Origin of the sequence: Actinomadura keratinilytica (genome assembly GCF_039539665.1) — a bacterium.
Taxonomy (GTDB): Bacteria; Actinomycetota; Actinomycetes; order Streptosporangiales; family Streptosporangiaceae; genus Spirillospora; species Spirillospora keratinilytica.
Genome location: NZ_BAABDO010000021.1, coordinates 1 through 26,384, shown reverse-complemented (window position 1 = coordinate 26,384; position 26,384 = coordinate 1). Strand labels below are relative to the sequence as shown.

The following is a 26,384-nucleotide window of genomic DNA, read 5'->3' as shown; positions in this document are numbered from 1 at the left end:
CGATCGTGCGTGCCATGCTTCGCCCCCCATGAGTTTAGATCTAAACTCAAGTTTAGAGCGGGCCGCGCTCCGCCGGTTCGCACCAGGTTTCCGGGGCGGCGGGCCTCTTCGCCGCACCGTCGCGGCCCGCAGCGGCTAATCGTCCTCCCAGTGCCAGCCGGTTCCGTCGGGGGCCGGGACGATCTTGCGTTTGCCGTGGACGGCCTTCCGCTGCGGCGGTGCCGGCTGCCCGTTCGCCCAGGGGCGCCACGGACCGTCCGTGCGGGCGTGGCCGTTGGCGCCCTCCCGCGGGCGCCCCCGCCCGGCGTCGGAAGACGCAGGCACGTCTGCGGCGGCCGTGCCGTTCGTACTCGCCGCCGAGGGACGGGCGGGCCGTGTCGCGGGAGGCGGTTCGGGGGCGGGCTCCCACTGCAGCGGGATGGGAGGCGGCGACGCCTGGGGGGCGGGCGTGATCGCGTCGTCGCGTTCGCGGAGGTCCATGTGGGAGTGCAGGCCCGCCAGGAAGCCCGGCAGCCACCAGTTGGCGGACCCCATGAAGCGCATGGTGGCGGGGACGAGCAGGGAGCGGACGAGCACCGCGTCCACCACCACCGCCACGAACATGCCGACGCCGATGAGCTTGACCACCGTGATGCCGGCCGTGCTGAACGCCGCGATGACGACGAGGAACAGCAGGGCGGCGCTGGTGATGATGCCGCCCGTGCGCTGCATGCCGACGGCGACGGCGGTGCGGTTGTCGCGGGTGCGGTCCCATTCCTCGCGGATGCGGCTGAGCAGGAAGACCTCGTAGTCCATGGACAGGCCGAACACCACCGCCAGGATGAGGATCATGCTGGTGGCCTCGACGCCGCCGGTGGGGGTGAAGTCGAGCGGCCCGGCGAGGTGGCCGTACTGGAAGCCCCACACGATCGCGCCGAACGACGCGCCGATGGACAGCACGTTCATCACGATCGCCTTGACCGGCAGGACGAGCGAGCCGAAGAACATGAACAGCAGCAGGAACGTCGCCACGCCCACGAACACCGCCATCTTCGGCAGGCTGCGCATGAGGCTGGCCATCAGGTCCATCTGCGCGGCCGTGCTGCCGCCGACGTCGATGTGCAGCGGGTAGCCGTCCTTGGACAGCTTCATCGCGCGGATGCGTTCCACCAGGTCCTGCGCCTCGCGCGCCATCGGCTCGTACCGGTGGGTGACGGAGATCCGCACGCCGCCGTAGGTGCCGGAGTAGCCGCTGAACCGGGCGTCGGTCACGCCCGGGAGGGCGGCCAGGGTCTTGCGGAAGTTCTCCAGGTAGGGCGGGATGTCGTCGCCCTCGCCGGTGGGCCGCCAGTTGCGCGGGATGAGGTCCCCGGAGATGACGACGTCGATGGGTTCGGCCGAGCCGTTGGGGAAGTCGCGCTTGACCGTCTCGACGACGGCGCGGGTGGGGCTGTCCTTGGGCAGGACGCGCGCGTCCACGCTGGAGAACTGCACGTTCAGGAACGGCCCGAACAGCACGGCCAGGATCGCCAGCGTCACCGCGAAGTACGGCAGCGGATGCTTCATCACGCTGTGGCCGAGCCGGTACCAGAACCCCGAGTCGGGGTCGCGCTGCGCGCGCCCGGGACGCCGCCACGGCATGCGCCCGAACTCCACCCTGGGGCCGAGCAGCGCCAGCATGGTCGGCAGCAGGACGGTCGCGCCGAACACGGCGACAAGCACGGTGGCGATGCCCGCCAGGCCGATGGTGCGCAGGAACATCTGCGGGAACAGCAGCAGGCCGCCGAGCGCCGCCGACACCGTCACGCCGGAGACGATGATGGTGCGTCCCGCCGTGGCCAGGGTGCGGGCGAGCGCGGCCTGCCGGATCGGGTCCAGCGTCCTGCGGTACGCCTTCTTGGCGGCGCGGCGTTCGCGGCGGCCGCCGGCGGTCTGCCACGGTTTGCCGTCGGGGACGCCGCGTTCGGCCATGCCGCGCGCCAGCTCCTCCCGGAACCGGGACACCACGAACAGCGAGTAGTCGATGGCCAGCCCGACGCCCATCATCGTGACGACCTCCAGCGCGAAGGACGTCACGTCGGTGACGTAGGTGACGGCGTGCAGCACCGCCAGGCCGCCGGCGATGGAGAACAGCGCCACCGCCATCGGCAGCAGGGACGCGGTGATCGCGCCGAACAGCAGCAGCAGGAGGATCAGCAGCGGCAGCGCGGTGATGGTCTCGGCGCGCACGATGTCGGCCACCACCTGCTCGCCGAACTCCAGGCCGAGCGGGACGTTGCCGCCCAGCCGGGTGTCCAGGCCGGGTGCGTTCAGCCGGTCCTTGACGGCCTCGTAGTTGCGCGCCTTGGCGGCGTCGTCCGCGCCGCGCAGCTTGATGGCGACGAACGTCTGGTGCCGGTCGCGGGAGGCGAACGAGTCGGCGTCGCGGCCCTGGAACGACCAGTACGACATCTGCTCGGCCACCCGGTCGGTGGGCAGCCGGGCGACGGTGGTGACCACGGCGGCCATGAACCGGGGGTCGTCCACGGTCATGGTGTCGCTGCGGTACAGGACGAGCACGTCGGGGTTGGTGCTGCCGAAGTAGGTGGCGCCCAGCTTGGCGACGAGGGTGGACGGCGCCTTGGGGTCCTCGAAGCCGCCCTGCTTGAACCGCTCGAACACGCCCAGGCCCCAGCCGCCGGCCAGCACGGTGCCCAGCATGATCAGCACCAGGCAGGTCCAGCGCCGTCGGTGGATGACACGCCCCAGCCCGGCGAGCATGGTCCTCCCGTGTTGTCGGGGCCGCCGGTTGCGCTCCGGCGGCCGTGGCCCCGTCCGGTGGCGGCCGAGGCCGAGGCTAACCGTCCTTGCGCCGCGACTCCAGCCGCTGCCGGGTGGTGGGCAGCGCGCCGTCCAGGTACCGCTGCCGCGTGGCGGAGCGGGCGATCTTACCGCTGGAGGTGCGGACGACCGCACCCGGTTCGACCAGCAGGAAGTCGTGCACGCTCATCTCGTGCTCGACGTTGACGGCGGCGCGCACGGCGGTCTCCACCTCGTCCAGGTCCAGCCGGGCCAGCGGGACGCGGCGGTTGCGTTCGGCCACCACCACCAGCAGCTCCCCGGAGTCCTCGCCCTGGACGGAGAAGGCAGCGACGTGGTCGGGCCGGATGGCGTCGTGCGCCTCCTGCGCGGTGACCTCGATGTCCTGCGGGTAGTGGTTGCGGCCGTCGACGATGATGAGGTCCTTGATGCGGCCCGTCACGTACAGCCGGCCCTCGTGGACGACGCCGTAGTCGCCGGTGCGCAGCCACGGCCCGGCGGGCAGGCCGCCCGGTTCGGCCAGCTCGCCGCCGAACGTCTCCCGGCTGCGTTCGGGGTTGCGCCAGTAGCCGCGCGCGGTGTTGGGGCCGTGCACCCAGATCTCGCCGACCCGCCCGTCCGGCTGCTCGCGGCGGGTCTCCGGGTCGACGATCGCGACGATCTGCCCGACGGGCCCGCCGCACGACACCAGCGCCGCGGCGCGGTCGGAGCCCTCGGCGCACGGGACCAGCTCGCCGCGCGTGAGCGCCTCCCGGTCGGCGTGCACGACCGTGGGCGGCGTGTCGTCGGCGGCGGCGGACACGAACACCGTCGCCTCGGCCAGCCCGTACCCCGGCGCCTGCGCGCCCGGCCGCAGCCCCGCCGGGCCGAACGTGCCGGCGAACACCGACAGCGTGGACGTGCGGATCGGCTCGGCCCCGTTCAGGCAGGTCACCAGGCCGGACAGGTCCAGCCCGGCGAGCCGTTCGGGGGTGGCCTGGGACGCGACGTACTCGTAGGCGAAGTTCGGCCCGGCCGTGTATACGTTCTTGCCGGGCCGCTCGGCGATCAGCTCCAGCCAGCGCATCGGGTTCATGACGAACGACACGGGGTCGGTGTAGATGGCGTGGTCGCCGTTCACCATCGGCAGCGCCATCGTGGAGATCAGCCCCATGTCGTGGAACAGCGGCAGCCAGCTGACCAGCTCCGGCTGGGGCCGGTCGGGCGCCCAGCCCGCCCACAGCTGCGCCGCGTTGGCCGTCACGTTCCCGTGGGTGATCTCCACCCCGGCGGGCCGGCGGGTCGAGCCGGAGGTGTACTGCAGGTACGCCAGGTCGTCGAAGCCGATGGGCTCGTCGCGCCAGTCGGCGGCGAGCGCGTCGTCCACCTCGTCGGCGACGACGATCTCGCGGGGCCGCGGCACGTCGTTGTCGGCCAGGAACTTGTCCACGTGCGGCAGCCCGTCCCGCGAGGTGACGATCACGGCGGGGGCGGCGTCGGTGTAGGCGCCCAGCAGCCGCTCGGCGTGGCCGGGCAGGTCCGGTGAGAACAGCGGCACCGCCACCACGTGCGAGTACAGCGCGCCGAGCATCGTCATCATGTAGTCGAGCGTCTGCGGCAGCAGCAGGGCGGCGCGTTCGCCCGGCTCGGCGGCGGCGCGCAGCCGGGCCGCCATGGCGCGGGCGCGCCGGTGCGTGTCCGCCCACGTCGCGGTGACCTTCACGCCCGCGGGGTCGAGGGAGTAGTCGACGAAGGTGTAGGCGGGGGCGTCCGGCTTGTCCGCGGCCCATCGGGCGACCCGCTCGATCAGGGGGGTACGGCCCGAACCGCCGGGCGCCAGTTCGGGAAGCAGCGAGCCCAGTGCCATAGGTCTTCTCCGGGGGAAGGGCCGCGTGCGGCGTCGGACGAAAGGTCCGGCCGGCTCCGCTGGTCCCGGTCGGCCTCCCGGCGTCCGGCGCCCTCCGGGGGCACGCGGCGATGATCGTGCAGCGCGAAGTTACCCGATGGTACAGAAGAGTGAAACGCGTTCGCGGCACATTACCGCCGACTCGATTTGTCACCCCGATGACAAGCGGGGCCACCGGCCCGCATGCGTTTCCCGCAAATGGTCACCCTGGGTGGTCGCCGTCCGTGCGCCGGGCGGCGCGCAGCGCCATGGACGCGACCAGGCGGCTGCGCAGCAGCGCCAGGCAGGTCGCCAGCCACAGCAGCGCCACCTCGGCGACCAGGACCATGCCGAACACGACGATCCAGGGCGTCCCCTTCTCCCCGTACAGGCCGGTCGGCGAGATCAGCGTCATGCCGTTGCCGGCCATCGGCAGCCGGCCGGCGGGCGGCGCCACGGCCGGCGCCGCGGGCGGCATGGGCGGCAGCGCCTGCCCCGCGCCCGGCGGCGGCACGGCGCCCGGCGTCCGGCCCGGTGCGCCGCCCGGCGCCTTGCTGGGCGCAGTGCGCGGCGTGGTGCCGGCGGTGTGTCGCGGGACGGGCACCAGGCCGGAAGGCTTCTTCGACGGCTCGCGACCGGCCTTCGACGTCGGCGACGTGTGCGGTATGGGCCGCCTGTGCTCCGTGGACGGCTTCTCCGGCTTCTCCGGCTTCTTCGTCCTCTTCGGCTTCTTCGGGGCGGCCGGGACGTCGGGCGCCTCACCGGTCTTGGCCTTCGGCCTCTGCTCGCCCTTCGGCCTGTCCTTGCTCTTGCGCGGCTTCTCCGGCCCGGGCGTCGGGCTCGTCGTGGCGGGCCCGGCCGGGGAGTCCGGTTCGGGCGGCGCCTTGGGCCCGTCCGGGGCCTTCGGCATCGCCGGGACCTTCGGCACCGGCGGCACGTCGGCCGGGACGCCGACGGGCGGGGGCGCGATCCGCAGCCGGGACGGCCGGTCGGCGTTGCCCGCCGTCACCAGCGCGGTCAGCGCGGGAAGGCGCGCCAGGCGGAGCGCGCGCGGCACCCGCACGTCGACGCGCAGCCGCCGCGACCGGTCGACGTCCCCGAGCGCGCATCTCAGCCGCCGCTCCGCCGCCGTGCACCGCGCGGGAGGCCGCCCCCACGACAACGGCGCGGGCGCGGACAGGCTCAGCCGGACGTTCCGGGCCGCGCCGCCGTGGGCGCGCACCGTGAAGACGTAGGTGTGGACGCGTTCGCGGGCGAGCGTCCGGCTGCCCGCCAGTGCCGCCGATGCGGTCAGCCGCACGTCCCCGGCGTCCGCCCGCGGGCCGGTGAGCAGCACCGCGGGGACGGCCAGCGCCGCCCCGAGCATCGCGACGCCCCACCGCCGGGCAGGTCGCCGGGCCCGGACGCGTCCGAACACGACAAATTCGCCGGTAGGCACCCGCTCCCCCTCGTCTGCGGCCTCCTCCGCCCGGGGGGCGGCGCCGGTCGGCGCCGGGCTCAGAAGATTATTTCCAGGTGATCACTCCGGGTAACATACGCCGTCTCTTTCGCGCACCGAAATCGACTCTCCGTAGAATCGGACGGTCGCGAGAAAGGAGCCGCCGGTGGCGCAGGCCGGGAACGCCCGGACGGGCGGTGCCCAGGCGGGGGGTGCCCAGGCCGTCCGCTCCCTGGAACGCGCCTTCGAGCTGCTGGAGCACCTGGCCGACGCGGGCGGCGAGATGGCGCTGTCGGAGCTCACCGAGGCGTCCGGGCTGCCGATGCCGACGATCTACCGGCTGATGCGGACGCTGGTCAACCGCGGGTACGTCCGGCAGGAGCCGTCCAAGCGGTACGCCCTGGGCCCGCGGCTGATCCGGCTCGGCGAGGGCGCCAGCCGCCTGCTGGGCACGTGGGCGCGCCCGACGCTGGCCCGGCTGGTGGACGAGGTCGGCGAGACCGCCAACATGGCCGTCCTGGAGGGCGACGAGGTCGTCTACGTGGCGCAGGCCCCGTCCCGGCACTCCATGCGGATGTTCACCGAGGTGGGGCGGCGCGTCCAGCCGCACTGCACGGGCGTGGGCAAGGCGCTGCTGTCGCTGCTGCCCGAGCCGACCGTGCGCGGCATCCTCGCCCGCACCGGCATGGCGGCCCAGACCCCGCGCACCATCACCGACGCCGACGCGCTGGTGGCGGAGCTGGCGCGCATCCGCGAACGCGGCTACGCGGTGGACGACGAGGAGCAGGAGATCGGCGTGCGCTGCGTGGCCGTGCCGCTGCCCGGGGCGCCCACGCTGACGGCGATCTCGGTGTCGGGGCCGTCGGCGCGGCTGACCGCCGAGGCCGTCACCGACATCGTGCCGGTGATGCGCGCCGCGGCCGAACGCTTCACCCGCGAGCTGGGCCCGTCGTGACCGCCGGCCCGGTGCGGGCCGCTCAGTCGACGCTCAGTCGACGACGTCGCCGACGATGACCGTCGGACGTCCGCCGCGCTCCCATTCCACGTAGTCGCCCGCCGCCTTGACCAGCACGGCCGCCAGCCACAGCGCGACGCCCATGTCGTCGGTGAACCCGACGAGGGGCACCAGGATCTCGGGGATGACGTCGAGCGGCGACAGGATGTAGACCAGCCCCACCGCCAGCAGGCCCAGGGTGCGGTACGGCAGCCCCTTGTACTCGCCGCGCAGGACGGCCTTGATCATGCGCGGTACGGCGCGCATCCGCGTCATGAGCCCGGGGGTGTCGGGGCCGAGCGTCTGGCTGTAGATGTGCCATGCCTGGCCCGCGGCCTCCGCTCTGCGTCTGCTGTTCACAGGCTCTCCCTCGTCTGGCCGGTGTCCGGGCGCGGCCGGCCGGACCCACCTGCCGCGCTGCTCTGTTGGACGCCCGTTTCGCCAGACTTGTTCCCCTCGGCCGTCTTCGGCCCCCTCATCAGGGGAACGCGACGCATGTCCCCGCACCCGAGGTCGGTATGCCTCTCCTGGTGGAGGCGGTCATGTTACCGGAAGTGAGGAATTCATCACTGCGGCGTGCGAGCTACGGGGATTCGGCCGCATTATCCGCCGTCCGCTGCGAACATGATGTCGGGGAACCGTCTGGGTTGTGGGATGGGGCGCCGGCTCCCAACGCTCCGGCCCCCGGCGTTCCCGGCACGGGCCGGTCCACACGCCCGGCACAGTCGACACCCCCAGGAGCTGACACGAGCAGATGAGCGGCGACCGACCGTACCGCCCCGACGTCGGCCGGCCCATCTCCGGCACCGCCGACGGCATCGGCTACCTGGCCCTGCCGCCGACCGCGGTGGACGCCCGCCCGGCGGGCCCCACCCGGCTCATCGTGGCCTGGCCGGGCTTCGACCCGCCCCGCACCGCGCCCGCACTGGCCGCCGCGCTGCCGCTGACCGGGGTGCCGACCTGGCGCGTCTACCTCGAACTGCCCGCCGTGGACGGCCGTCCGGCAAGCGGCCTCGACTCCGGCGCGCTGCTGACCTCCGAGGGCGTCGAGGCGTACGGGGCCGCGGTGGAGCAGGCCGTCGAGCGGCTGCCCGCCGTGCTGGCCGACCTGCGGCGCGACCTCGGCCTCGGGGACGGGCCGATCGGCCTGGCCGGGTTCTCCACCGGCGGCGCCGTCGCGCTGCTGGCCCTGGCGCGCGACATCGTGCCGGTCACCGCCGCGGCGCTGGTCGCGCCCGTCGTGGCGCCCGCGCACGCCGCCCGCTCGCTGGAGAAGCGCTCGGCCCGCGAACGCGACTGGAACGAGCGGGCCAGTGCGCTGGCCGAACGGCTCGACCTCGGCGCCCGCGCCGGCGACATCGCCGCCCGGGACGCGGCCCTGCTGCTCGTCGCCGGCACCAAGGACCGCCTCGTCCCGCCCGGCGAGATCACCGCGCTGCGCGACCTGCTGCGGCGGCGCGGCGCGTCGGCGGTGGAGTCGGCCACGTTCCGGATGGGGCACGCGCTGGCCGCCGAACCCGGCACCGAGGCGCGCCCGCCCACCACCGAGGCGGTGCGGGTCGACGGGGCGGTCACCGACTGGTTCCGCGACCGGCTCGCCGAGGTGAGCCCGGATCCGGGCGCCGGCCGGGTCGCCGCCGGCGCGGGCTCGCCGTCGCAGACGCTCCCGGACCTCGCGGCGGCCTCGGGCGCCACCGCCTCCGCCCCGCCCCGAAGCGGCGCGAAGGACGACGGCCCCGCCACGGTGCGCTTCGAGGGCTCGAGAGCCTAGACGGCCCGCGGCGGATCATGCCGGAGCGGCCACCGCCCGCCCGATCGCTCGCACGAGGCGGCGACGCCGCGGCACGCGGGGGCACGGGCCGGGGCGGTGCCGACGGGACGGGCGGTGGCGTCGGGGGGACGCTCGGACGTTCAGGTACGGGCCAGTACCTCATAGCGGACGGGGATCACCCCGGAGCCGGTACCGCCGACCTTGGCCATCGCCGCCCGTGACAGGTCCAGGCAGCGCCCGCCGACGAACGGGCCGCGGTCGTTGATGCGCACGGTCACCGAACGGCCGTTGTTCTTGTTGATCACACGGACCCTGGTGCCCATCGGCAGGGTCCGGTGCGCGGCGGTCAGCGCGTCGGGGTCGAACGGCTCGCCGCTGGCGGTCGTCTGCCCGTGCGCGTAGTAGGACGCCGCGCAGGAGCCGGTGCGCACCACCCGCGACCTGCGCTTCTTCTTTTTCTTCGCCTTGGCCCTGAGCGTGTTCTGCGAGCCCGCGGACTCGGGCGTGTCCGGTGCCTTGGTCGGCGTGGGCGTCACGGTGGGCTGCGAAGGCTCGGGGGACGCCGACGGGCCGGCGGATACGGATGGGGCGGGGGACGCGGACGGGTCGGGGGAGCGCGTCCCGCCGCGGCTGGCGCGGTCATCGGGGGTGCGCGGCTGGTCCGGTTGCGGCGTCGCGTCCAGCGCGGCGCGCGTGGCCCCGGGGGTGCGGCCGGTCGAGGCCAGCGCCCAGGCGCCCGCCGCGAGGACGGCGGCGGCGACGCCGGAGATGATGAGGATGTTCCTGACGTGGCGTTTGAGGCGATGCTCGCCAGAGTTGCCCACGGAGAATCCTTCGGTCGGGAACAGGGCCCCGGACGCCCGGCGTGCCTTGGGCACCGCCGTTCGGCGCGGCGGGCAGGCCGCGCGGACATCGTCACGTCACGGAAATCCCCCGCCGCGCACGGTCGGCCCGTCCCGGGGTGAACGGCCCCGCGGGCGCCTGCCGCGGGCCATCGGCGAGCCCCGGCTGACCGTGCGCCTGTATTCAGCGCCACCGCATCATCGCGGAAATCCGGCGTCCGGCAGGTGCGACGCCGCGCTCGCGCATCACGGATCCCCGCGGACGCCGCACACAATTCCCTGACCGTACGTTGAAATCCGCGGGAATCAACCGGTGGGCCGTTGTTTGTGGGGTTTGTCACGATGAGTTTTTGCCCGCTGAAGTCGATCACATACGCCCCGTGATCGAATTACAAGATCGCCTTTGTGGTCCTTTTGGACGTCGATCTCGTGGGAGAAACCGTGGTCCACCCGAAATGTTCACAAAAGGCGAACGGGGCGTCGCGCGATCGCGCGACGCCCCGTTCGGCGAGCTCTGCTCAGCGGGCGGTACCGAACCTGTCCAGGCCGGGCAGGCGCCAGTCTTCCTGCGACTGCTCCTGCTCCGTCGGGCTCTTGGCGGAGGCCGTCTCCTTGACGGGCGCCGCCGCCCCCTGGCCGGATGCGGCCCCCTGGCCGGACGCCGGCTTGGCGGCGGACGACTTGTTGGCGGACGACTTGTTGGCGGACGGCTTGGCGGCGGACGGCTTGGCGGCCGCGCTCGACGGCCACTGCGCGGCGCCCTGGTCGGCCTTCTGCTGCCGCTGGTTGCTGGCGGGCCTGCCCAGCAGACCGGCCAGCAGCTGGCGCAGCACGCCGCCGGCGCCCACCTCCGGCGCGGGCCCGTCGGCCTGGGCCTCGGCCGGCGCCTCGGCCGGGCCGGCGGCCCGGGCCGACTTGCCGGGCGTCCGCGCGAGGCGGCCGTTGAGCGGCGCGAAGTCCCCGGTCAGTGCGGTGTCGGAGGCGAACCTGAACTCCGGCGCGTCCGCGCCGCGGGACGTGGCGACGTGCTTGCTGCCGGAGCAGTTGCGCGAGGTCTTGGTCTTCTTGGTGGTGCCCGAGCCCTGCCCGATGGTGCTGTTGTCCACCTTGCAGTCGCTCTTGACCTCGACGAACTGCTCTTGGGCGTGGTCCAGACCGGCGGGCTTGGGCTTGGCCGACGCGCGGAGGGCCCCGAAGGCGCGGCGCGCCGCGAACTGGAAGTCCGCGTGCCCGTCGCCCTTGACGGACCCGGCCTTGCCGCGCACGCCCAGCATGCCGTCGACCGCCGCGGCGGGCCCCTTGGCGACCTTCCCGACGGCGAGCGCCGGCGACACGGGGGCGAACGTGTCGATGCCCTCCCGGACGGGGCCGCCGGCCGACCCCTGACCGGCCAGCACCCCCGGTGCGGCGGCGACGGTCACGGCGGCGGCCACGGGGGCCAGTACCGCGCCCCTGAGCAGGCTCCTGACGGATCGATTCATACATCCCCCCGGCGTTTGGTCGTCTCGACCCTTTGCACGTGTGCGCGCCGACGAACCGGTTCCTGTCACCGGACGCGGATTTCCAGCACACCGACGTACGGGGACGCTAATACGCCCTCGGGGGCCGCGACACCGACCACCGGACCGCTTGGCCAACGCGGAAGAAGATTTAGCGTAGCGATATACGACGATTCGCAGGCCGTACGCGATCTTGACCGTCCGGCGGAGAATCGTCCCGGCCGGTCATATCAGCCCGGCCGGGACGAAATACTTCCGAAACCGCAATCGGCGTCCGGGCGACTCCGGGGGCGGTCGGCCGCGAAAGCCCGAACCGATCCGAAACGCGGCAGGTCAGGACTCCTTGTCAGGACTCCTTGCCGAGGGCGATGGCCTCGTCGACCTCCTGCTTGCGGACGGCCAGCTCCTGCTCGTAACGCTGCCGGTCGAAGGCGTCGGCGATCTCCTCGTCCTGACGCATCAGCGCGTCCAAATCGGCCTTGGCGTTGTCGAGGACGCCCATGTCGGCATAGGCGGACCGCACCTTCTCCCCCCACAGCCCGATGTCCTTGACGCACGGGACGATCCGGCTGAACAACAGCGACTGGTACAGGTTGTACATCTCTGATTTCTCGACGTACTCCATGCACTCGTCCACGGGCAGGCCGAGGTTCTCGACCACCTCGCGGCCCTTGAACCGGTCGCGCATGAGATAGCAGCCCTCGACGACGAACTCCTCGCGTTCGGCCCGCTCCTTCTCGGTGAGCTCGGCGTAGTAGTCCTTGAGCGCCAGACGGCCGAACGCCACGTGCCGGGCCTCGTCCTGCATGACGTACGCCAGCAGCTGCTTGACCAGCGGGTTGGTCGCCATGTCCCGGTAGACGCCGAACGCGGCCAGCGCCAGCCCCTCGATGAGCACCTGCATGCCGAGGTAGGGCAGGTCCCAGCGGCTGTCCTCCAGCGACTCGGCGAGCAGCCTGGCCAGGTCCTGGTTGATCGGGTAGTACATGCCGATCTTCTCGTGCAGGAACCGGGTGTACAGCTCGACGTGGCGCGCCTCGTCCATGGTCTGGGTGGCGGCGTAGAACTTGGCGTCCAGGTCGGGCACGGTCTGCACGATGCGGGCCGAGACGTTCAGCGCGCCCTGCTCGCCGTGCAGGAACTGGCTGAACAGCCAGGAGCCCTGGTGGCGGCCGTACTCCTGGCGCTCCTTCTCGGTCATCCGGTCCCAGATGCGGGAGCCGAACAGCGGGTTGAACTGCTCGGGCAGGCCGATCACGTTGTTCGGATCAACCTCCAGGTCCCAGTCGATGCGCTTCTGCGCGTCCCACTGCTTGTCCTTGCCCTTCTGGTACAGGCTGAGCAGCCGGTCGCGGCCGTCGTCGTACTCCCAGGTGAAGCGGGTGTCACCGGACATGGGGACGTTCCACGTCTCCTGGGGGACGGGGGTGGTGTAGAAGTCGAACGAAGTCACCGGGGTGCCTCCTCGGGGCGCCGACGCCGCTGTCGCGACGCGAGGGGTGATGCCGCGCGGGCCGTCCCGCGGGCCTGGTACCGCCCGCGTGCTTTACATCACTTCGTAACATGTAAAGCCCGCGGAGGCCATACCCCCGCGGCCGCGCGCACCGCGCCGCGGCGGGCCCGGGCATACGATCGAAGACGTGCTTCGCCAGGTCGCCGCGCCGCTGCTCGGCATGGCGCTGACGCTGACCGCCTGCTCGGTGAACGGGTCGCGCGGCGCGTCGTCCGGGCGCCCGCCGACGAGCGCCGGCGGCACCGCCGCGGCGGCGGCCCCGAGCGCGGGGTGCACGCGGACGCCCACCGCCGCCGGCGGCCGGTACCGCTTCGGCGGACGCTCGTACCTGCTGACGCTGCCGCGCTCCCGCGGCCGCACGCCCGTCCCGCTGGTCCTCGACCTGCACGGGCTGCGTTCCAACGGCTTCCAGGAGGCCGTCTACAGCCGGGTCGCGAGCCTGGGCGCGGCACGCGGGTTCGCCGTCGTGGAACCGAACGGCGCGACCCGGCCCCGGGGCTGGCGGCTGCCCGGCATGGCGGACGGCACGGCGGACGTCCGCTACATCCGCGGCCTGCTCGACCACCTGGAAAGCACGCTCTGCGTGGACACGGGGCGCGAGTTCGCCACCGGATTCTCCAACGGCGCGGGCATGTCGGCCGCGCTGGTGTGCGGGCTCGGCGGACGGTTGGCGGCCGTGGCGCCGGTGGCGGGCCTGAACCTGACGCGTCCGTGCGCCGATCCTCGGCCGACCACGATGCTGGTCTTCCACGGCACGGCCGACCCGATCATCCCGTACGGCGGCGGCGCCCCGTACAACGGCAACGTGGCGCGCGTCCCGGGCTGGATGCGCCCGGCGGGCGGCGGTTCGCTCGTCCTGCCGTCCGTGCGCGACCAGGTCGAACGCTGGGCGCGGCTGTTCGGTTGCGGACGCGCCTCCCGGCGGCAGGCGGCCACGGGCATCACCCTGGTCAGCCGCTCCGGATGCCGGGACGGCACCCGGGTGGACTTCTACACCGTCACCGGCGGCGGCCACAGCTGGCCGGGCTCCCCCTCGCTAGGCGCGGGCCCGAGCACCACGCGGATCGACGCAACCCAGATCATGCTGGACGCGTTCGCCACGACAAGCGCCCGCCGAACCGACGCGGCCGCGGACCGCCCCGCACCACGCCCCGGCGAATGACCGCACACCGACTCAGCGCGAGCCACCAGGCCGGCGACGACCCGCCGCACACGGTGTGCTGCGGGTCTGCGGATCAGCGGTCGCTGATGTGGTGGGCGAGATAGGCGTGGATCATCCGCTCGGCCTCGGCGACGATGGCGGGGTCGCCGTCGGGGTCGCGGCGGAACGCCATCTTGAGCACCGCGTCCCCGGCCTCCACGGAGATGGCCAGCGCGCGGGCCAGCTCCGGGGTGTCGGCGACGCCGAACCGCTCCACGATCAGGCGGCGCAGCCGGTCGGCCACCACCGAGTTGTTGTCGGCGGCGGCGTCCAGCAGGTTGACGTCGGCGACGTCGCCGAAGCGCAGCACCCGGAACCCGGGCACGGTGCGGTGCATGTCCACGAAGATCTCGATGATGGCGCCGACCGTGTCGGACCAGTGGTCGAAGTCGTCCTCGGCCAGCCGCCGGGAGACCCGCTCGCCGAACCGGTCCAGGTTGCGCAGGGCCAGCGCCTGCGCCACGGCCCGCTTGTCGGGGAAGAACTGGTACACCGAGCCGATCGCCACCTCGGCGCGCTGGGCGATGCGCGTGGTGGTCAGCCCGTCGTAGCCGTCCTCGTCCAGGATCTCGGCGCAGGCGTCGAGCATGCGCTGCACGCGCTCGGCACTGCGACGTTGGGCGGGAAGGCGGCGCAACGGCGTACGAAGCTCGGTCACCCGACCATTGTCGCCTGTGCGGGGCGGGTGCGGCACCGCCGCGCGTCCCCGTCCGGAGCGGCCGCTTCCGCCGGACGCGGACGTCTGGTGGACGGGACGTCCAACCCCTAGGATCCGAACATTATTCGCGTTCATCAGGGGTGGCGATGGGGCTTCCGGACGGGTTCCAGTGGGGCGTGGCGACCTCCGCGTACCAGATCGAAGGCGCCGTCGACGAGGACGGCCGCGGCCCGTCGACCTGGGACGTGTTCTGCCGCGAGCCCGGCCGGGTCCGCGACGGCCACACCGGCGACGTCGCCTGCGACCACTACCACCGCTGGCCCGAGGACGTGCGGCTGCTCGCCGGCCTCGGCGTGGACGCCTACCGGTTCTCGATCGCCTGGCCGCGCGTCCAGCCCGCCGGACGCGGCCCGGCCAACCCCTCCGGTCTGGACTTCTACGACCGTCTCGTGGACGCCCTGCTGGACCACGGCATCGCCCCCGCCGCCACCCTCTACCACTGGGACCTCCCCCGGCCGCTGGAGGACGACGGCGGCTGGATGAACCGCGACACCGCCTACCGGTTCGCCGAGTACGCCTACCTGGCCGCCGAACGCCTCGCCGACCGGGTGTCGATGTGGATCACGCTGAACGAGCCGGTCGTCGTCACCGCGTACGGATACGCGCGCGGCGTGTACGCACCGGGCCGGACGCTCGGCATGGCCGCCCTGCCCACCGCGCATCACCAGCTGCTCGGCCACGGCCTGGCGGTCACCGCGCTGCGCGGACGCGGCGCCCGCGCCGTCGGCGTCACCAACCACTACTCGCCCGCGCGGCCCGCCGACCCGTCCTCCCCCGGCGACCGGACCGCCGCCGACACCTTCGACGTGCTGCTGAACCGCCTGTTCACCGACCCCGTCCTGCTCGGCCGCCTCCCCGATCCGGCGGCCGACGGGCTCGCCGCGCACGTCCGGGGCCAGGACCTGCCCGTCATCGCCGCGCCGATCGACTTCCTCGGCGTCAACTACTACCAGCCGACCTGGCTGCGCGCCCCCGCCCCCGACGCGCCGCTGCCGTTCGAGGAGGCGCCGGCCCCCGACGGGCTTCCGGTCACCGGCATGGGCCGGCCGATCGTCCCGGAGGGACTGCTGTCGCTGCTGCGCACGCTCAAGGAGCGCTACGGGCCGGCGCTGCCGCCGCTGTACGTCACCGAGAACGGCTGCTCGTTCCCCGACGAACCCGGCCCGGACGGACGCGTGGACGACGACGCCCGCGTCGACTACCTGGACGCGCACATCGCGGCCGTGCGCACCGCGATCGACGAGGGCGTGGACGTCCGCGGCTACTTCGTGTGGTCGCTGCTCGACAACTTCGAATGGGCGGAGGGCTACCACCCGCGTTTCGGCCTCGTCCACGTCGACTACGCGACGCAGCGCCGGACTCCGAAGAAGTCCTACGCCTGGTACCGCGACCTGATAGCCGCCGCACGCCGCGCCTGACCCGGACGGTTCCAGCCGGGGGTCAGGGGCGGGCGGACAGGCCGGTGCAGCCGCGCAGGCCGTTGTAGCGCTTGAGCTCCGCCGTCGCCGCCGCGCCCGTCAGCAGGCGCGGCAGCCCGCCGGAGATGCGGGCGGGCTTCCACTTGGCCGCGGTGACCTTGCCGTTCTCGGCGCGCAGGAGCAGCACCCCCGAGTTGGCGGTCTGGCCGCGGGCGGACGAGAACACGAAGTTGCCCAGCCCGTAGTGGACGTACTTGCCCTCCATGAAGCCGCCGCCCAGCGGGATGTGCGCATGCCCGCCGACGATCACGTCGGCGCCCGCGTCGATGAGCTGCTTGGCCAGCTCCTTCTGCCGGGGCAGCGGGCACGGCTGCAGCTCGGCGCCCCAGTGCAGGTGGACGATGACCAGGTCGGCGCCCTTGCGGGCGTCGCGGACGGCGCGCACCATGCGCGGCACGTTCTTCGCCGACGCCAGGCCGCCCTTGGTGTCGGTGGCCGTCCACGCCGAGATCAGGTGGTCGTCCAGCACCTGGGTGGCGCCGACGATCGCCAGCCGGTTGCCCTTCACGGTGACCCGGTACGCGCGGTACGCCTCGTCGGCGTTGCGCCCGATGCCCACGGTGGGGAATCCGGTGCGGCGGATCGCCTGGAGGGAGTCGCGCAGGCCCGTCTCCATGAAGTCCATGCCGTGGTTGTTGGCCATGGAGGTGACGTCCACGCCCGCGGCCTTCAACGCGGTGAACGCCGACGCGGGGGCGCGGAAGGTGAACTGCTTGCCCGGCGCGGGCGTGCCGCGCGTCGTGATGGCCGTCTCCAGGTTCACCATCGCCAGGTCGGCGGCGCGCAGCGTCTTGGCGATGGGGCCGAGCGCGGTGGACGGCTGCGCCAGCCGCGCGCGCAGATAGTCCTCGAAGTGCACGTCCCCGCCGAACGCCAGGATGATCGGCTGCTTGGCCGGGGCGGCGGACGGCGCCGCCGTGCGGGACGCCGATGGCGGAGCCGCCTTCCTCCCCTCGGTCTCGGCCTCGCCGGACCCGCCTCCGCACGCCGTCAGAGTCAGCGCTCCCGCCACAAACGTCGCAAGCGCAGCGTATTTCCGTCTGATCACTGGACTCCCCCCCGCTCGCCGGCACAAGCATGCCATGGGTTCGGCGTCTGGTCCGGCGAGCGGTGCGGCCGCGTGCGGCTAAGGGAGGATGTCGGTGAACGTGCCCTCGTTGTCGCTGCCGGCGCTGCCCGGGCCGCGGTTGAGGTTCAGCGTCCGGTCGACTTCGAGAATGCTGTCGCTCCCGCTGTCGGCGCCGGTGTTGTCGAAGACGACGACGCTCGGCGCGCAGCCGCAGACCACGTCGGCCGCCGCGGCCGGGGCCGAGACGAGGGCGGCGGCGCCCAGCAGCACCGCGCCGGCCAGAACCTTGCCGATGACGTGCATGAACACTCCTTGCCGAGGTGAGGCGGCACCCGGCAGTCGGGCCGGGCGCGCGGTTTCAGGCGGACGCGCCCTCCGGGCCGGGCGCGCCAGCCGCTGGGCCGGCCGCGTGCAGACCGGCAACCGGAGCTGGTGGTAGAGCATCAGCGGCAGCACCGTGCTGCCGACGGCTGGCTTGGGCGATGGTCATGGCGGGGGGTGATTGGGGGTTTCAGCGGTGGAGGGGCGCCGACGATGTGAGAACGAGGGGGCCGTCAGCGCGACGCGGGGGCGGGGGCGGCCCTGGCCGGCCGGCGGCGCGGTCGCCCGCGTGGGTGGGGGCGTGGATGGACGCCGCTTGGTCACATCGTCGACCCGGCGGTCTGCCTGCGCGGCCGGGAGTCTCGGGGACGGTGGCGGCTGATGTTCTTTTCGAGCAGGGCGAGGGCCTCCTGGACGCCGACGGCGCCGGAGCCGTCGGCCACATCGGGCAGCCGCCCCTCGTTGAGCTTGAGCTCCAGCAGCGCCTCGTCCATCGCGCGCTGCGCGGCGAACAGGCACGGCGTGCTGTAGATGGCCACGTCGACGCCGAGTCCGGCCAGCTCGGGCAGGGACAGGCGCGGGGAGCGGCCGCCGGCGATCTGGTTGAACAGCAGCGGCTTGTCGCCGATGACCCCGCGGACCTTGTCGATCCAGTCGACGCTGCGCACGCCGTCGACCAGGATGACGTCGGCGTCGGTCTCGGCCAGCGCCCGGGCGCGGCGCAGGATCTCCTCCTCGGCGGTGGCGTCGGTGCGGGCGACCACGACCAGGTCGCGGCGGGTCCGCAGCACCAGGTCCAGCTTCTCCAGGTACTCCTCCAGCGGGAGGATGCGCTTGCCGTCGACATGGCCGCAGCGGCGCGGCCGGGCCTGGTCCTCCAGGATCACCCCGGACGCGTCGGCCATCTCCAGCTGCTCGACGACGTGGCAGGCGACCTCCGGGTCGACGTAGCCGTCGTCGATATCGACCAGCAGGTGGTGCTCGGGGAAGGCCAGGCGCAGCCGCTGGACGAAGGCCACCATGTCGGGCCAGGCGATGAACCCGATGTCGGGCAGGCCGTAGTGGGAGGCCGCGAACCCGAACCCGGAGACGAACAGCCCGTCGTAGTGCTTGGCGGCGACGGACGCGGAGAACATGTCGAACACCCCGATCAGCGGGGTGGTGCCCTTCCCCTCGATGGCGCGCCGCAGTGCGGTTCCATAGCTCATGGTCATGTTCCGTGCCTTCTCCCTCCAGGCGTCCAGGCCCGATCGAGGATGCTTGGCGGCGCAACTGCGCACGACCGTACGGCGACCTATCTGCATCAACATGTCGCCGTATGAATAGTCACTCATACGAAGCCGATGCCTGCCAGTTACCGGAACGATACAGAAAGTAAAGAAAGGTTTGCGAAGTGTGACCACCCCTTGCCCTTTCCCGCACCCGAAGCGCCAGGGGATGATTGTCGGCTTGCACGCCCCCGGCCGCACCGAGAAGCCCGTTGTCGCATGGTCTCCGGCGAGGTCAGATCGCGATCCGCCCCCGTCGAGGGACGGCCATCCCGCCGACGGGTCACCGGTCCGCGGCACCGAAGACCTCGCCGAACACTCTCCGCAATCACCACCCCGCCGGTGTCCGATTATGCAGACAGGAGGCGGAGCGAGCCGCCACCCCACAATCTGGGGCAACTCAAAGACTTGAATGATTCAGCTTTAGCCGGGTATGTTGGCGGCATGACCGATCCCGCGATCCCGACCGCCGCGGCACAGCTGCGGCGGGCCGGCCTGCGGGTGACGGCCGCCAGGGTCGCGATCCTGGAGACCGTCCGGACCGGTGACCACCTCGGTGTCGAGGCCGTCGCCGGAGGCGTGCGCGAGCGCGTCGGGCACGTCTCCCTGCAGGCGGTGTACGAGGCCCTGCACGCGCTGACCGCGGCGGGGCTGGTCCGCCGGATCGAACCGGCCGGCTCTCCGGTTCGGTTCGAGGGACGGGTCGGCGACAACCACCACCACGTGGTCTGCCGCCGGTGCGGAGTGGTCGGCGACGTCGACTGCGTCGTGGGACACGCCCCGTGCCTGCGACCGTCCGACACCGCCGGATACGCGGTCGACGAAGCGGAGGTCACGTTCTGGGGGCTGTGCCCGGACTGCCGTGACAGGCCCGTGGACGACCCGTCCGAAACCGTTGCGGCGGTGTCACCGGATGCACCGTCCACCGCCCGCGGATCCGAATGGCAAGCGAAACACGGAGGAGCCGCGTTCATGACCGACAGGCCCATCACCACGACCGACGCCGGCATCCCGGCGCCGAGCGACGAGCACTCGCAGTCCGTCGGGCCCAACGGCCCGCTGCTGCTGCAGGACCACTACCTGATCCAGAAGCTGGCGCACTTCAACCGCGAGCGCGTGCCCGAGCGGGTCGTGCACGCCAAGGGCGGCGGTGCGTACGGGGTCCTGGAGATCACCGAGGACGTCAGCCAGTTCACCAAGGCCAAGCTGTTCCAGAAGGGCGCCCGCACCGAGTCGCTGGTGCGCTTCAGCAGCGTCGCGGGCGAGCTGGGCAGCGCGGACGCCGGACGCGACCCGCGCGGCTTCGCGATCAAGTTCTACACCGAGGACGGCAACTACGACCTCGTCGGCAACAACACCCCGATCTTCTTCATCCGGGACCCGCAGAAGTTCCCTGACTTCATCCACTCGCAGAAGCGGCGCCCCGACACCCACCTGCGCGACCACAACATGCAGTGGGACTTCTGGACGCTGTCGCCCGAGTCGGCCCACCAGGTCACCCTCCTGATGACCGACCGCGGCACCCCGGCCAGCTGGCGCCACATGAACGGGTACGGCTCGCACACGTTCCTCTGGTACAACGCCGCCGGCGACAAGTTCTGGGTGAAGTACCACTTCAAGACCGACCAGGGCATCAAGAACCTCACCGCGGACGAGGCCGACCGCCAGCCGCCGGACGTCCACCTCAAGGACCTGTACGAGGCCATCGAGCGGGGCGACTACCCCTCCTGGACCGTCCAGGTGCAGATCATGCCGTTCGAGGAGGCGGCCGACTACCGGTTCAACCCGTTCGACCTGACCAAGGTCTGGCCGCACGCGGACTACCCGCCGATCACCATCGGCAAGTGGACGCTCACCCGCAACCCGGAGAACTACTTCGCCGAGATCGAGCAGGCCGCGTTCGAACCGGCCAACTTCGTGCCCGGCATCGGCCCGTCCCCGGACAAGATGCTCCAGGGGCGGCTGTTCTCCTACCCGGACGCCCACCGCTACCGCATCGGCGCGAACTACCTGCAGCTGCCGGTGAACCGGCCGAAGGCCGAGGTGCACTCGTACAACTTCGACGGCCCGATGACGTACCGGAACCCGGAGGGCCCGGTGTACGCGCCGAACTCCTTCGGCGGCCCGGCCGCCGACCCCGAGCTGTGGAAGGGCGAGTCCTACGAGGTGGCGGGCGAGATCGTGCGCAGCGCCTACACCCTGCACCGGGAGGACGACGACTACGTCCAGCCGCGCGCCCTGTGGGAGAAGGTGCTGTCGGACGTCGACCGCGACCACCTGGTGAGCAACATCGTCGGCCACGCCTCGGCGCCCGAGGTCACCGCCGACATGAAGAAGCGCGTCGTGGAGTACTGGCGCAACGTCCACAAGGACCTCGGTGACCGAGTCGCCGCGGGCCTGGGCGTCAACGGCTCCTGAGAACGCCGCACCCTCCCGGGACGAGGCGGGGGCGACCTCACACTGAGGCCGCCCCCGCCTCCCCTTCACACGGACACCCGGCGGGCGCATCCCGCCAGGCAGCACCCCGATGGCGGCGCCGTCGGGCCAACCCTGCCGCAGCGGCGGCTGGAAGTGGGTGACGAGTCAAGCAAATGCCGCTGTCGGCGCAGGTAACGGGTGGTTGCCGCGCAGTTGGGTCGTCGCCATCGCTGGTCGGCCCGGCGGGTGCATCTCGCGATCTGGCGGCGGGTCGTCTGGCGGCGGGTCGTCTGGCGGCGCGCGCGGCGAAGGCCAGGTCGCGGTCGCCGCGTCCTGCGGGTCAGCGCTGGCCGGGGGCCAGTTCGTAGGGCGGGGTGTGGGTTTCGGCTCCGTCCGGTTCCGGTTGAGGAGGAAGACCGGCGGTCGCCGCCGGAGCCCGGGTGGGCTGCCCGGTGAACGCTTCGGCGAAGGACTGCAAGGCGGCCGTCATCTCGCTGGGGACGACGAAGAACGTGCTGCCCTCACCCTGCGCCAGTTTCGGCAGCATCTGCAGGTACTGGTAGGCCAGGAGTTTGGGGTCGGCGTCGTTGTCGTGGACGGATCGGAACACCCGTTCCACCGCGATGGCCTGGCCCTCGGCCTCCAGGACGGCCGACCGTTTGGCGCCCTCGGCCTTGAGGATCGCCGCCTGCTTCTCCCCCTCCGCAGTGAGGATCTTGGACTGCCGGACGCCCTCGGCGGTCAGGATCGTGGCGCGCCGCTCCCGTTCGGCGCGCATCTGCTTCTCCATGGCGTCCTTGATCGTCACCGGCGGGTCGATCGCCTTGATCTCCACGCGGGTGACCCGGATGCCCCACTTGCCGGAGGCGTCGTCCAGCACCCCGCGCAGCGCGGTGTTGATCCGGTCCCGGGAGGTCAGCGTCTCCTCCAGGTCCAGGGTGCCGATGACGTTGCGCAGCGTGGTGGCGGTGAGCTGCTCGATCGCCTTGATGTAGTCGACGATCTCGTAGTCGGCCGCGCGCGGGTCGGTGACCTGGAAGAACAGCACGGTGTCGATGTGCACCACCACGTTGTCCTCGGTGATCACCGGTTGCGCCTTGAACGAGACCACCTGCTCGCGCAGGTCGATCAGGGGCTTGACCCGGTCCACGAACGGGACGACGAAGCTGATCCCCGGCTGAAGCGTGCGGTGGTAGCGGCCGAGCCGCTCCACGTTGCGCGCCCTGGCCTGCGGGATGATCCACACCGACCGCATCACCGTGATGCCCAGCACCAGCACCCCGGCGATCACCACCGCCAGCAGCGCCAGCGCGATGTCGGTCATGACGTCTCCTTCCCGGTCCCCCTGTCAGCCGCCGCCTCCCCGGCGGTGTCACGTCCACCCGGGCCGCCGGTCGTCGTGGGGTAGAGGAGGGCCGTGGCTCCCTCGATGGCCAGGACGTCGGCGGTGGTGTCGGCGGGGATGACCGCGGCCGGGTCGTAGGGGCGGGCCGACCACTCCTCGCCGCCGATGCGCACCCGGCCGCCCGTGCGGCTGACCTCGGTGAGCGTGTACGCCTCGCGGCCGACCAGGGCGGCGGTGCCGGAGCGCAGCGGGGGCGGCTGCCGGACGTGCCTGCGCGCCACCGGGCGGACGACCGCCAGCCCGGCGACCGAGGCGACGGCGAACACCGCCACCTGGGCGCCGACGGGCAGCCCGAGTGCGCCGGTCAGGCCCGCGACCAGGGCGGCGACGGCCAACAGGCCGAGCGCCAACGTGAGCGTGAGCAGTTCGGCGATCCCGAGCAGCGCGGCGGCCAGCAGCCAGATGACCCACGCTTCCATCGCAACCACCTTGTTGCGCCCGAAGTCCTATTTATCACGGTATCTCCGATTGGCCGTCCAGGGCCATCAGGGCCGCCGCATGTCCGGCGCGTCCGGAACGGGGGTTTAGGTCCCACTACCGCCAGGTAGGTAAGGGTGACCGCGCGGGCCGCGGCGGATCGTGGACGGCCGGAGAGCGCCCAGGGTGGCCGCGGCTGACCAGGACGACTACTGTCGCAGACGGGCGAGCCGTGAGGCCGATTCGGGACCGCGTACCCGAGGAGGGACATGAACCGACGGGCGAGCAACATCTTCCGGCGCGGCCCCCGGCCGTCGGTCCGGTCGCACCCTGTGGAGATGGTGGAGGGCCTGGAGCACGCCAGCGCCCTGGACCGCGTCATCCGCGGCGTGTCCACCGCCGTGCGGCGGACGCTGCGTCCCGGCCCGGCCAAGGACCTGCTGCACGGGGTCCCGTTCGGCCACCCGGCCCATCCGCCGCTGACCGACCTGCCGATGGGCTGCTGGATGTCGGCCGCCCTGCTGGACCTGATGCCCCCGACCGCCGGCACGCAGCGCGCGTCCCGGGCGCTGGTCGCGGCGGGGCTGTCCACGGCGGTGCCGACCGCGCTGACCGGGCTGGCCGACTGGTCGGTGCTGCACCGCGAGCAGCAGCGGGTCGGGGTGGTGCACGCGGTGAGCACGGCGACGGCGACGGTCCTGTACACGGCGTCGCTGGTGGCGCGTCGGCGCGGCCGGGAGGCCGCCGGGCGGACGCTCGGGTTCGCCGGGCTGACCGCACTGCTGGCCGGCGGCTACCTCGGGGGGCACCTGGCGTTCCGCCAGGCCGCCGGGGCCAGTCACGCCGACCAGATCGCGCACCTGGTGCCGCTGGGCTGGCACGACCTGTGCCCGGTGACGGAACTGCCGGACGGGTGGCCGGTGCTGCGCCGCCTGGGCTACATCAGCCTGTTCGTCCTGCGCGAGGGCGACGACATCCACGTCCTGGCCGACCGCTGCAGCCACCTGGCGGGGCCGCTGCACCAGGGCCGCGTCATCACCGACGACAATGCCGAGACCTGCGTCGTCTGCCCCTGGCACGGCAGCACGTTCCGGGTGCGCGACGGCTCGGTCGTGCGGGGCCCGGCCACAGGACGCCAACCCGCCTTCGAGTCCCGAGTGGCAGAAGGCACCGTCCAAGTACGCGCCATCCCCTGACAACCCCCACGCGCCGCGCACGACACGGGAGTCTCAGAACGGGGCCCTGTGGCGTCCGACGTAACGGGGCCTCCAGTGGTCGGTGACCGCCAGCACCGCGCCTCCCGTCAGCAGACCGAAGCCGATCACGGCGACCAGGGCGATCGCGAAGGTCAGCATCGGCCGTCCCCCTCGCCGCGCAGGTAGGCGCGCCGCCGTTCGACGGCCTTCACGTCGCTCCTCCTCATCGGGAGCCACGCCCACAGCGCATCGAGACGCCGCGTCTCGCGGATGCAGGCGGCGCGGTCCGGCCCGAAGGCATGCGGCTCCACTCCCATCGCGAGTTCGCCAGGCGTCGGAGGCTGCGAAAGCCTCGCGGTCCAATACCCGCCTTCCTCGACGTACTCCGGCTCACTCCAGCGCCGGGACACGGCGGACGTAGCATTACGGTCCAAGGTCGGTCGCCTCCCTGTAAGGCGGTCGATCCAGGCCCCGCACGGCGGTCGCGACGTCGTGCCGGGGCCGTTCTTGTGCACAGGAAGCTGTGTTACTCCGAGTGAAGCACTGGTCCACGCAGCGCAACCAGGGGCACAATGAGGAGCAGGGGGGAGCACGCCGGAGCACGACGAGCCGAGAGGCCATGCGATGACCACCGCCGACGAGCGGCGCCGCATCGGCGCCCTCCTCCAAGCCGAACGCAGACGCCGCCGCTGGTCCAAACCCGAAACGGCCCGACGCCTCGCCCTGCACGTCCCCGACCAATGCCCCGACCGGGACACCCTGATCTCCTACATCAAACGCTGGGAAGCAGGAAAAGTCAGCATCAGCGAGCGCTACCGGTTCGCCTACGCCGCCGCATTCGACATGGACGTAGGAGAATTGTTCGGGCAGGCGGCTGCCAGGCCGCCGGACGAACTCACCGCCGGGGCGCTCGACCCGCCGGACTCGGACGGCCGTCCAGCCGACATGGAGTACGCGGCGAATCTCCGGGAGACGGGGCAGACGCTCGTCAAGCTGGACACCCTTTACGGCGGCAATGACGTCTTTCCACTTGCGCTGCGCGTCTTCCGCGACGCCCGTCGGAAACTCGCCGTCGGAGCATATGAGCCCAAGGTGGAGCGAGACCTCGTCGCAGCGGCCGGGGAGATCGGCGAGATCGCCGCATGGCTGGCCTACGATGCGGATCGGCAGGCCGAGTCACGACAGATCATCCTTGAGGCGCTGCTGCTGTCCCGGCAGGCCGGGGACCGCAACATGGAGCTGTTCGAGCTCACCCACATGTCCATGCAGTCGGTGTATCTCGGCCACCCGGCGGAAGCACTCCGGATCACGGACGGACTTCTCAGAGCCCAGCACCTCGCGCCGCGCGTGGCGGCGGTGCTCAACATCCGGCGGGGCAGGGCGCTCGCGCAGCTCGGCGACCGGAATGGCGCTTTCGACGCCCTCGACAATGCGCGGTCGGCCATAGCGGACGGCATCAATGAACGCGACCCCTACTGGACATGGTGGGTCACCGAAACGGAGATCGCCTGGCAAAAGGGCATGGCCCATGCCGAACTCGGCGACTGGAGAGCCGCCGTCCCGCTGTTCTATGAGACGGTCGCAGGGCGCACGGCCTCCCGACGTGCACTGCACAACGATCGCATTCACCTGCTGGACGCCCTGGTCCATACCGCCTCATGGGCGGACGCCGAACAGGTCATCGGTGTTGTCTCCGGCCAGCTCGGCGAAGTGGGGTCGAGCCGCGGCACGAACCTGCTCCGCCGCATCGTTCGCCGTATGGCCGATGCGAACGCACCGTCCACGGTCACGGACATCGCGCTTGACCTCCGCGAGCGTCTGGACGAGAACCCGCTCTGACACATCCGCCTTCGACTGCTTGCAGGACGGACACGCACTGCCCACGCTCGAAGCAGGCCGACTGAGAGGCATGCGATGACCACGCCCGACGAGCGGCGCCGCATCGGCGCCCTCCTCCAAGCCGAACGCAGACGCCGCCGCTGGTCCAAACCCGAAACGGCCCGACGCCTCGCCCCGCACGTCCCCGACCCATGCCCCGACCAGGACACCCTGATCTCCTACATCGAACACTGGGAAGCAGGAAAAGTCAGCATCAGCGAGCGCTACCGGTTCGCCTACGCCGCGGCACTCGGTACGGATCTAGATGTTCTGTCCCGACAGGTTGGTGACGCGGCTGGCGGGTGGGAGGCCGCCG

At 72.3% G+C, this 26,384-nt stretch carries 21 protein-coding genes and 2 pseudogenes; 9 read left to right on the top strand and 14 right to left on the bottom strand.

The annotated features are described in order from the left end of the window. Positions 1 to 135: 135 nt before the first annotated feature. The 3 genes from ABD879_RS10040 to ABD879_RS10030 all read right to left on the bottom strand — a co-directional run bounded on the left by ABD879_RS10040 (position 136) and on the right by ABD879_RS10030 (position 6,059). Positions 136 to 2,739 (bottom strand): MMPL family transporter, encoded by a 2,604-nt coding sequence (locus ABD879_RS10040; RefSeq protein WP_345019763.1) that lies wholly within the window; start codon positions 2,737 to 2,739, stop codon positions 136 to 138. A gap of 76 nt (positions 2,740 to 2,815) precedes the next feature. Next, entirely contained in the window at positions 2,816 to 4,624 is a 1,809-nt protein-coding gene (locus tag ABD879_RS10035; RefSeq protein ID WP_345019761.1) for a fatty acyl-AMP ligase, read from the bottom strand. A gap of 241 nt (positions 4,625 to 4,865) precedes the next feature. Continuing rightward, positions 4,866 to 6,059 carry a hypothetical protein gene (locus tag ABD879_RS10030; protein WP_345019759.1) on the bottom strand — a complete coding sequence of 398 codons (1,194 nt, stop codon included), beginning with the start codon at positions 6,057 to 6,059 and terminating at the stop codon, positions 4,866 to 4,868. Positions 6,060 to 6,363: 304 nt separating this feature from the next. On the opposite strand from ABD879_RS10030, the gene ABD879_RS10025 reads away from it, so the two are divergent. Continuing rightward, positions 6,364 to 7,035, top strand: a complete 672-nt coding sequence (locus ABD879_RS10025) for an IclR family transcriptional regulator (protein WP_378270907.1) — start codon at positions 6,364 to 6,366, stop codon at positions 7,033 to 7,035. Positions 7,036 to 7,068: 33 nt separating this feature from the next. Here ABD879_RS10025 and ABD879_RS10020 read toward each other — a convergent pair whose 3' ends face one another. Continuing rightward, entirely contained in the window at positions 7,069 to 7,434 is a 366-nt protein-coding gene (locus tag ABD879_RS10020; protein WP_345019755.1) for a YkvA family protein, read from the bottom strand. Between the two features lie 394 nt (positions 7,435 to 7,828). On the opposite strand from ABD879_RS10020, the gene ABD879_RS10015 reads away from it, so the two are divergent. Continuing rightward, a complete protein-coding gene (locus tag ABD879_RS10015; protein WP_345019753.1) occupies positions 7,829 to 8,845 on the top strand; it encodes an alpha/beta hydrolase in 1,017 nt (338 codons plus the stop codon). Positions 8,846 to 8,985: 140 nt separating this feature from the next. On the opposite strand, the gene ABD879_RS10010 is transcribed toward ABD879_RS10015, so the two are convergent. From ABD879_RS10010 to ABD879_RS10000, 3 genes are all read right to left on the bottom strand, one after another. Further along, on the bottom strand, positions 8,986 to 9,669 hold the full coding sequence (locus ABD879_RS10010) for a septal ring lytic transglycosylase RlpA family protein (RefSeq protein WP_345019751.1): 684 nt from the start codon (positions 9,667 to 9,669) through the stop codon (positions 8,986 to 8,988). Positions 9,670 to 10,205: 536 nt separating this feature from the next. Then, the gene (locus ABD879_RS10005; protein ID WP_345019749.1) at positions 10,206 to 11,168 is read right to left on the bottom strand and encodes a hypothetical protein; all 963 of its coding nucleotides are present in this window, start codon (positions 11,166 to 11,168) and stop codon (positions 10,206 to 10,208) included. A gap of 364 nt (positions 11,169 to 11,532) precedes the next feature. After that, positions 11,533 to 12,639: a ferritin-like domain-containing protein gene (locus tag ABD879_RS10000; RefSeq protein ID WP_345019747.1), complete on the bottom strand. Its 1,107-nt coding sequence runs from the start codon at positions 12,637 to 12,639 to the stop codon at positions 11,533 to 11,535. A 187-nt stretch (positions 12,640 to 12,826) separates the two neighbouring features. On the opposite strand from ABD879_RS10000, the gene ABD879_RS09995 reads away from it, so the two are divergent. After that, on the top strand, positions 12,827 to 13,861 hold the full coding sequence (locus ABD879_RS09995) for a CE1 family esterase (protein WP_345019745.1): 1,035 nt from the start codon (positions 12,827 to 12,829) through the stop codon (positions 13,859 to 13,861). 73 nt (positions 13,862 to 13,934) lie between these two features. Here ABD879_RS09995 and ABD879_RS09990 read toward each other — a convergent pair whose 3' ends face one another. After that, positions 13,935 to 14,558, bottom strand: a complete 624-nt coding sequence (locus ABD879_RS09990; RefSeq protein WP_345019743.1) for a TetR/AcrR family transcriptional regulator — start codon at positions 14,556 to 14,558, stop codon at positions 13,935 to 13,937. A 146-nt stretch (positions 14,559 to 14,704) separates the two neighbouring features. Between ABD879_RS09990 and ABD879_RS09985 the strand changes: the two genes are divergently transcribed. Then, positions 14,705 to 16,036, top strand: a complete 1,332-nt coding sequence (locus ABD879_RS09985) for a GH1 family beta-glucosidase (RefSeq protein ID WP_345019741.1) — start codon at positions 14,705 to 14,707, stop codon at positions 16,034 to 16,036. A gap of 22 nt (positions 16,037 to 16,058) precedes the next feature. Here the strand turns inward: ABD879_RS09985 and ABD879_RS09980 are convergent, their stop codons facing one another. The 3 genes from ABD879_RS09980 to ABD879_RS09970 form a co-directional block, all read right to left on the bottom strand. Next, positions 16,059 to 17,180 (bottom strand): CapA family protein, encoded by a 1,122-nt coding sequence (locus ABD879_RS09980; RefSeq protein WP_425549625.1) that lies wholly within the window; start codon positions 17,178 to 17,180, stop codon positions 16,059 to 16,061. A 42-nt stretch (positions 17,181 to 17,222) separates the two neighbouring features. Next, entirely contained in the window at positions 17,223 to 17,468 is a 246-nt protein-coding gene (locus ABD879_RS09975; protein WP_345019737.1) for a hypothetical protein, read from the bottom strand. Between the two features lie 338 nt (positions 17,469 to 17,806). Further along, a complete protein-coding gene (locus ABD879_RS09970; RefSeq protein ID WP_345019735.1) occupies positions 17,807 to 18,700 on the bottom strand; it encodes an isocitrate lyase/PEP mutase family protein in 894 nt (297 codons plus the stop codon). 129 nt (positions 18,701 to 18,829) lie between these two features. Here ABD879_RS09970 and ABD879_RS09965 point away from each other — a divergent pair. Together ABD879_RS09965 and ABD879_RS09960 are read left to right on the top strand one after the other, a co-directional pair. Continuing rightward, positions 18,830 to 19,501, top strand: a pseudogene (locus ABD879_RS09965) (Fur family transcriptional regulator); the annotation flags it as partial. A 225-nt stretch (positions 19,502 to 19,726) separates the two neighbouring features. After that, the gene (locus ABD879_RS09960) at positions 19,727 to 21,172 is read left to right on the top strand and encodes a catalase (RefSeq protein ID WP_345019841.1); all 1,446 of its coding nucleotides are present in this window, start codon (positions 19,727 to 19,729) and stop codon (positions 21,170 to 21,172) included. A 340-nt stretch (positions 21,173 to 21,512) separates the two neighbouring features. Here the strand turns inward: ABD879_RS09960 and ABD879_RS09955 are convergent, their stop codons facing one another. Both ABD879_RS09955 and ABD879_RS09950 read right to left on the bottom strand, forming a co-directional pair. After that, entirely contained in the window at positions 21,513 to 22,496 is a 984-nt protein-coding gene (locus tag ABD879_RS09955; RefSeq protein ID WP_378270918.1) for an SPFH domain-containing protein, read from the bottom strand. After that, positions 22,493 to 22,996 carry an NfeD family protein gene (locus tag ABD879_RS09950; RefSeq protein WP_345019733.1) on the bottom strand — a complete coding sequence of 168 codons (504 nt, stop codon included), beginning with the start codon at positions 22,994 to 22,996 and terminating at the stop codon, positions 22,493 to 22,495. The genes ABD879_RS09955 and ABD879_RS09950 overlap by 4 nt, the downstream gene beginning before the upstream one ends. A gap of 267 nt (positions 22,997 to 23,263) precedes the next feature. Between ABD879_RS09950 and ABD879_RS09945 the strand changes: the two genes are divergently transcribed. After that, positions 23,264 to 24,190 (top strand): Rieske (2Fe-2S) protein, encoded by a 927-nt coding sequence (locus tag ABD879_RS09945; RefSeq protein ID WP_345019731.1) that lies wholly within the window; start codon positions 23,264 to 23,266, stop codon positions 24,188 to 24,190. A gap of 33 nt (positions 24,191 to 24,223) precedes the next feature. Here ABD879_RS09945 and ABD879_RS09940 read toward each other — a convergent pair whose 3' ends face one another. Next, complete coding sequence (locus ABD879_RS09940; RefSeq protein ID WP_345019729.1) at positions 24,224 to 24,349, bottom strand: hypothetical protein; 126 nt, start codon at positions 24,347 to 24,349, stop codon at positions 24,224 to 24,226. Between the two features lie 465 nt (positions 24,350 to 24,814). Between ABD879_RS09940 and ABD879_RS09935 the strand changes: the two genes are divergently transcribed. Together ABD879_RS09935 and ABD879_RS09930 are read left to right on the top strand one after the other, a co-directional pair. Then, positions 24,815 to 26,029, top strand: a complete 1,215-nt coding sequence (locus ABD879_RS09935) for a helix-turn-helix domain-containing protein (RefSeq protein WP_345019727.1) — start codon at positions 24,815 to 24,817, stop codon at positions 26,027 to 26,029. Between the two features lie 75 nt (positions 26,030 to 26,104). Next, positions 26,105 to 26,384: pseudogene (locus ABD879_RS09930) on the top strand (hypothetical protein); the annotation flags it as partial.

What these genes read in the sequence shown, in the direction of transcription:
- ABD879_RS10005 (WP_345019749.1), bottom strand. Translation starts at nt 11,168, where the DNA reads ATGAATCGATCCGTCAGGAGCCTGCTCAGGGGCGCGGTACTGGCCCCC.
- ABD879_RS09950 (WP_345019733.1), bottom strand. Translation starts at nt 22,996, where the DNA reads ATGGAAGCGTGGGTCATCTGGCTGCTGGCCGCCGCGCTGCTCGGGATC.
- ABD879_RS10035 (WP_345019761.1), bottom strand. Translation starts at nt 4,624, where the DNA reads ATGGCACTGGGCTCGCTGCTTCCCGAACTGGCGCCCGGCGGTTCGGGC.
- ABD879_RS09985 (WP_345019741.1), top strand. Translation starts at nt 14,705, where the DNA reads ATGGGGCTTCCGGACGGGTTCCAGTGGGGCGTGGCGACCTCCGCGTAC.
- ABD879_RS09975 (WP_345019737.1), bottom strand. Translation starts at nt 17,468, where the DNA reads ATGCACGTCATCGGCAAGGTTCTGGCCGGCGCGGTGCTGCTGGGCGCC.
- ABD879_RS09935 (WP_345019727.1), top strand. Translation starts at nt 24,815, where the DNA reads ATGACCACCGCCGACGAGCGGCGCCGCATCGGCGCCCTCCTCCAAGCC.
- ABD879_RS09960 (WP_345019841.1), top strand. Translation starts at nt 19,727, where the DNA reads ATGACCGACAGGCCCATCACCACGACCGACGCCGGCATCCCGGCGCCG.
- ABD879_RS09955 (WP_378270918.1), bottom strand. Translation starts at nt 22,496, where the DNA reads ATGACCGACATCGCGCTGGCGCTGCTGGCGGTGGTGATCGCCGGGGTG.
- ABD879_RS10025 (WP_378270907.1), top strand. Translation starts at nt 6,364, where the DNA reads ATGGCGCTGTCGGAGCTCACCGAGGCGTCCGGGCTGCCGATGCCGACG.
- ABD879_RS10040 (WP_345019763.1), bottom strand. Translation starts at nt 2,739, where the DNA reads ATGCTCGCCGGGCTGGGGCGTGTCATCCACCGACGGCGCTGGACCTGC.
- ABD879_RS09980 (WP_425549625.1), bottom strand. Translation starts at nt 17,180, where the DNA reads ATGGCATGCTTGTGCCGGCGAGCGGGGGGGAGTCCAGTGATCAGACGG.
- ABD879_RS09945 (WP_345019731.1), top strand. Translation starts at nt 23,264, where the DNA reads ATGAACCGACGGGCGAGCAACATCTTCCGGCGCGGCCCCCGGCCGTCG.
- ABD879_RS09970 (WP_345019735.1), bottom strand. Translation starts at nt 18,700, where the DNA reads ATGACCATGAGCTATGGAACCGCACTGCGGCGCGCCATCGAGGGGAAG.
- ABD879_RS10015 (WP_345019753.1), top strand. Translation starts at nt 7,829, where the DNA reads ATGAGCGGCGACCGACCGTACCGCCCCGACGTCGGCCGGCCCATCTCC.
- ABD879_RS09940 (WP_345019729.1), bottom strand. Translation starts at nt 24,349, where the DNA reads ATGCTGACCTTCGCGATCGCCCTGGTCGCCGTGATCGGCTTCGGTCTG.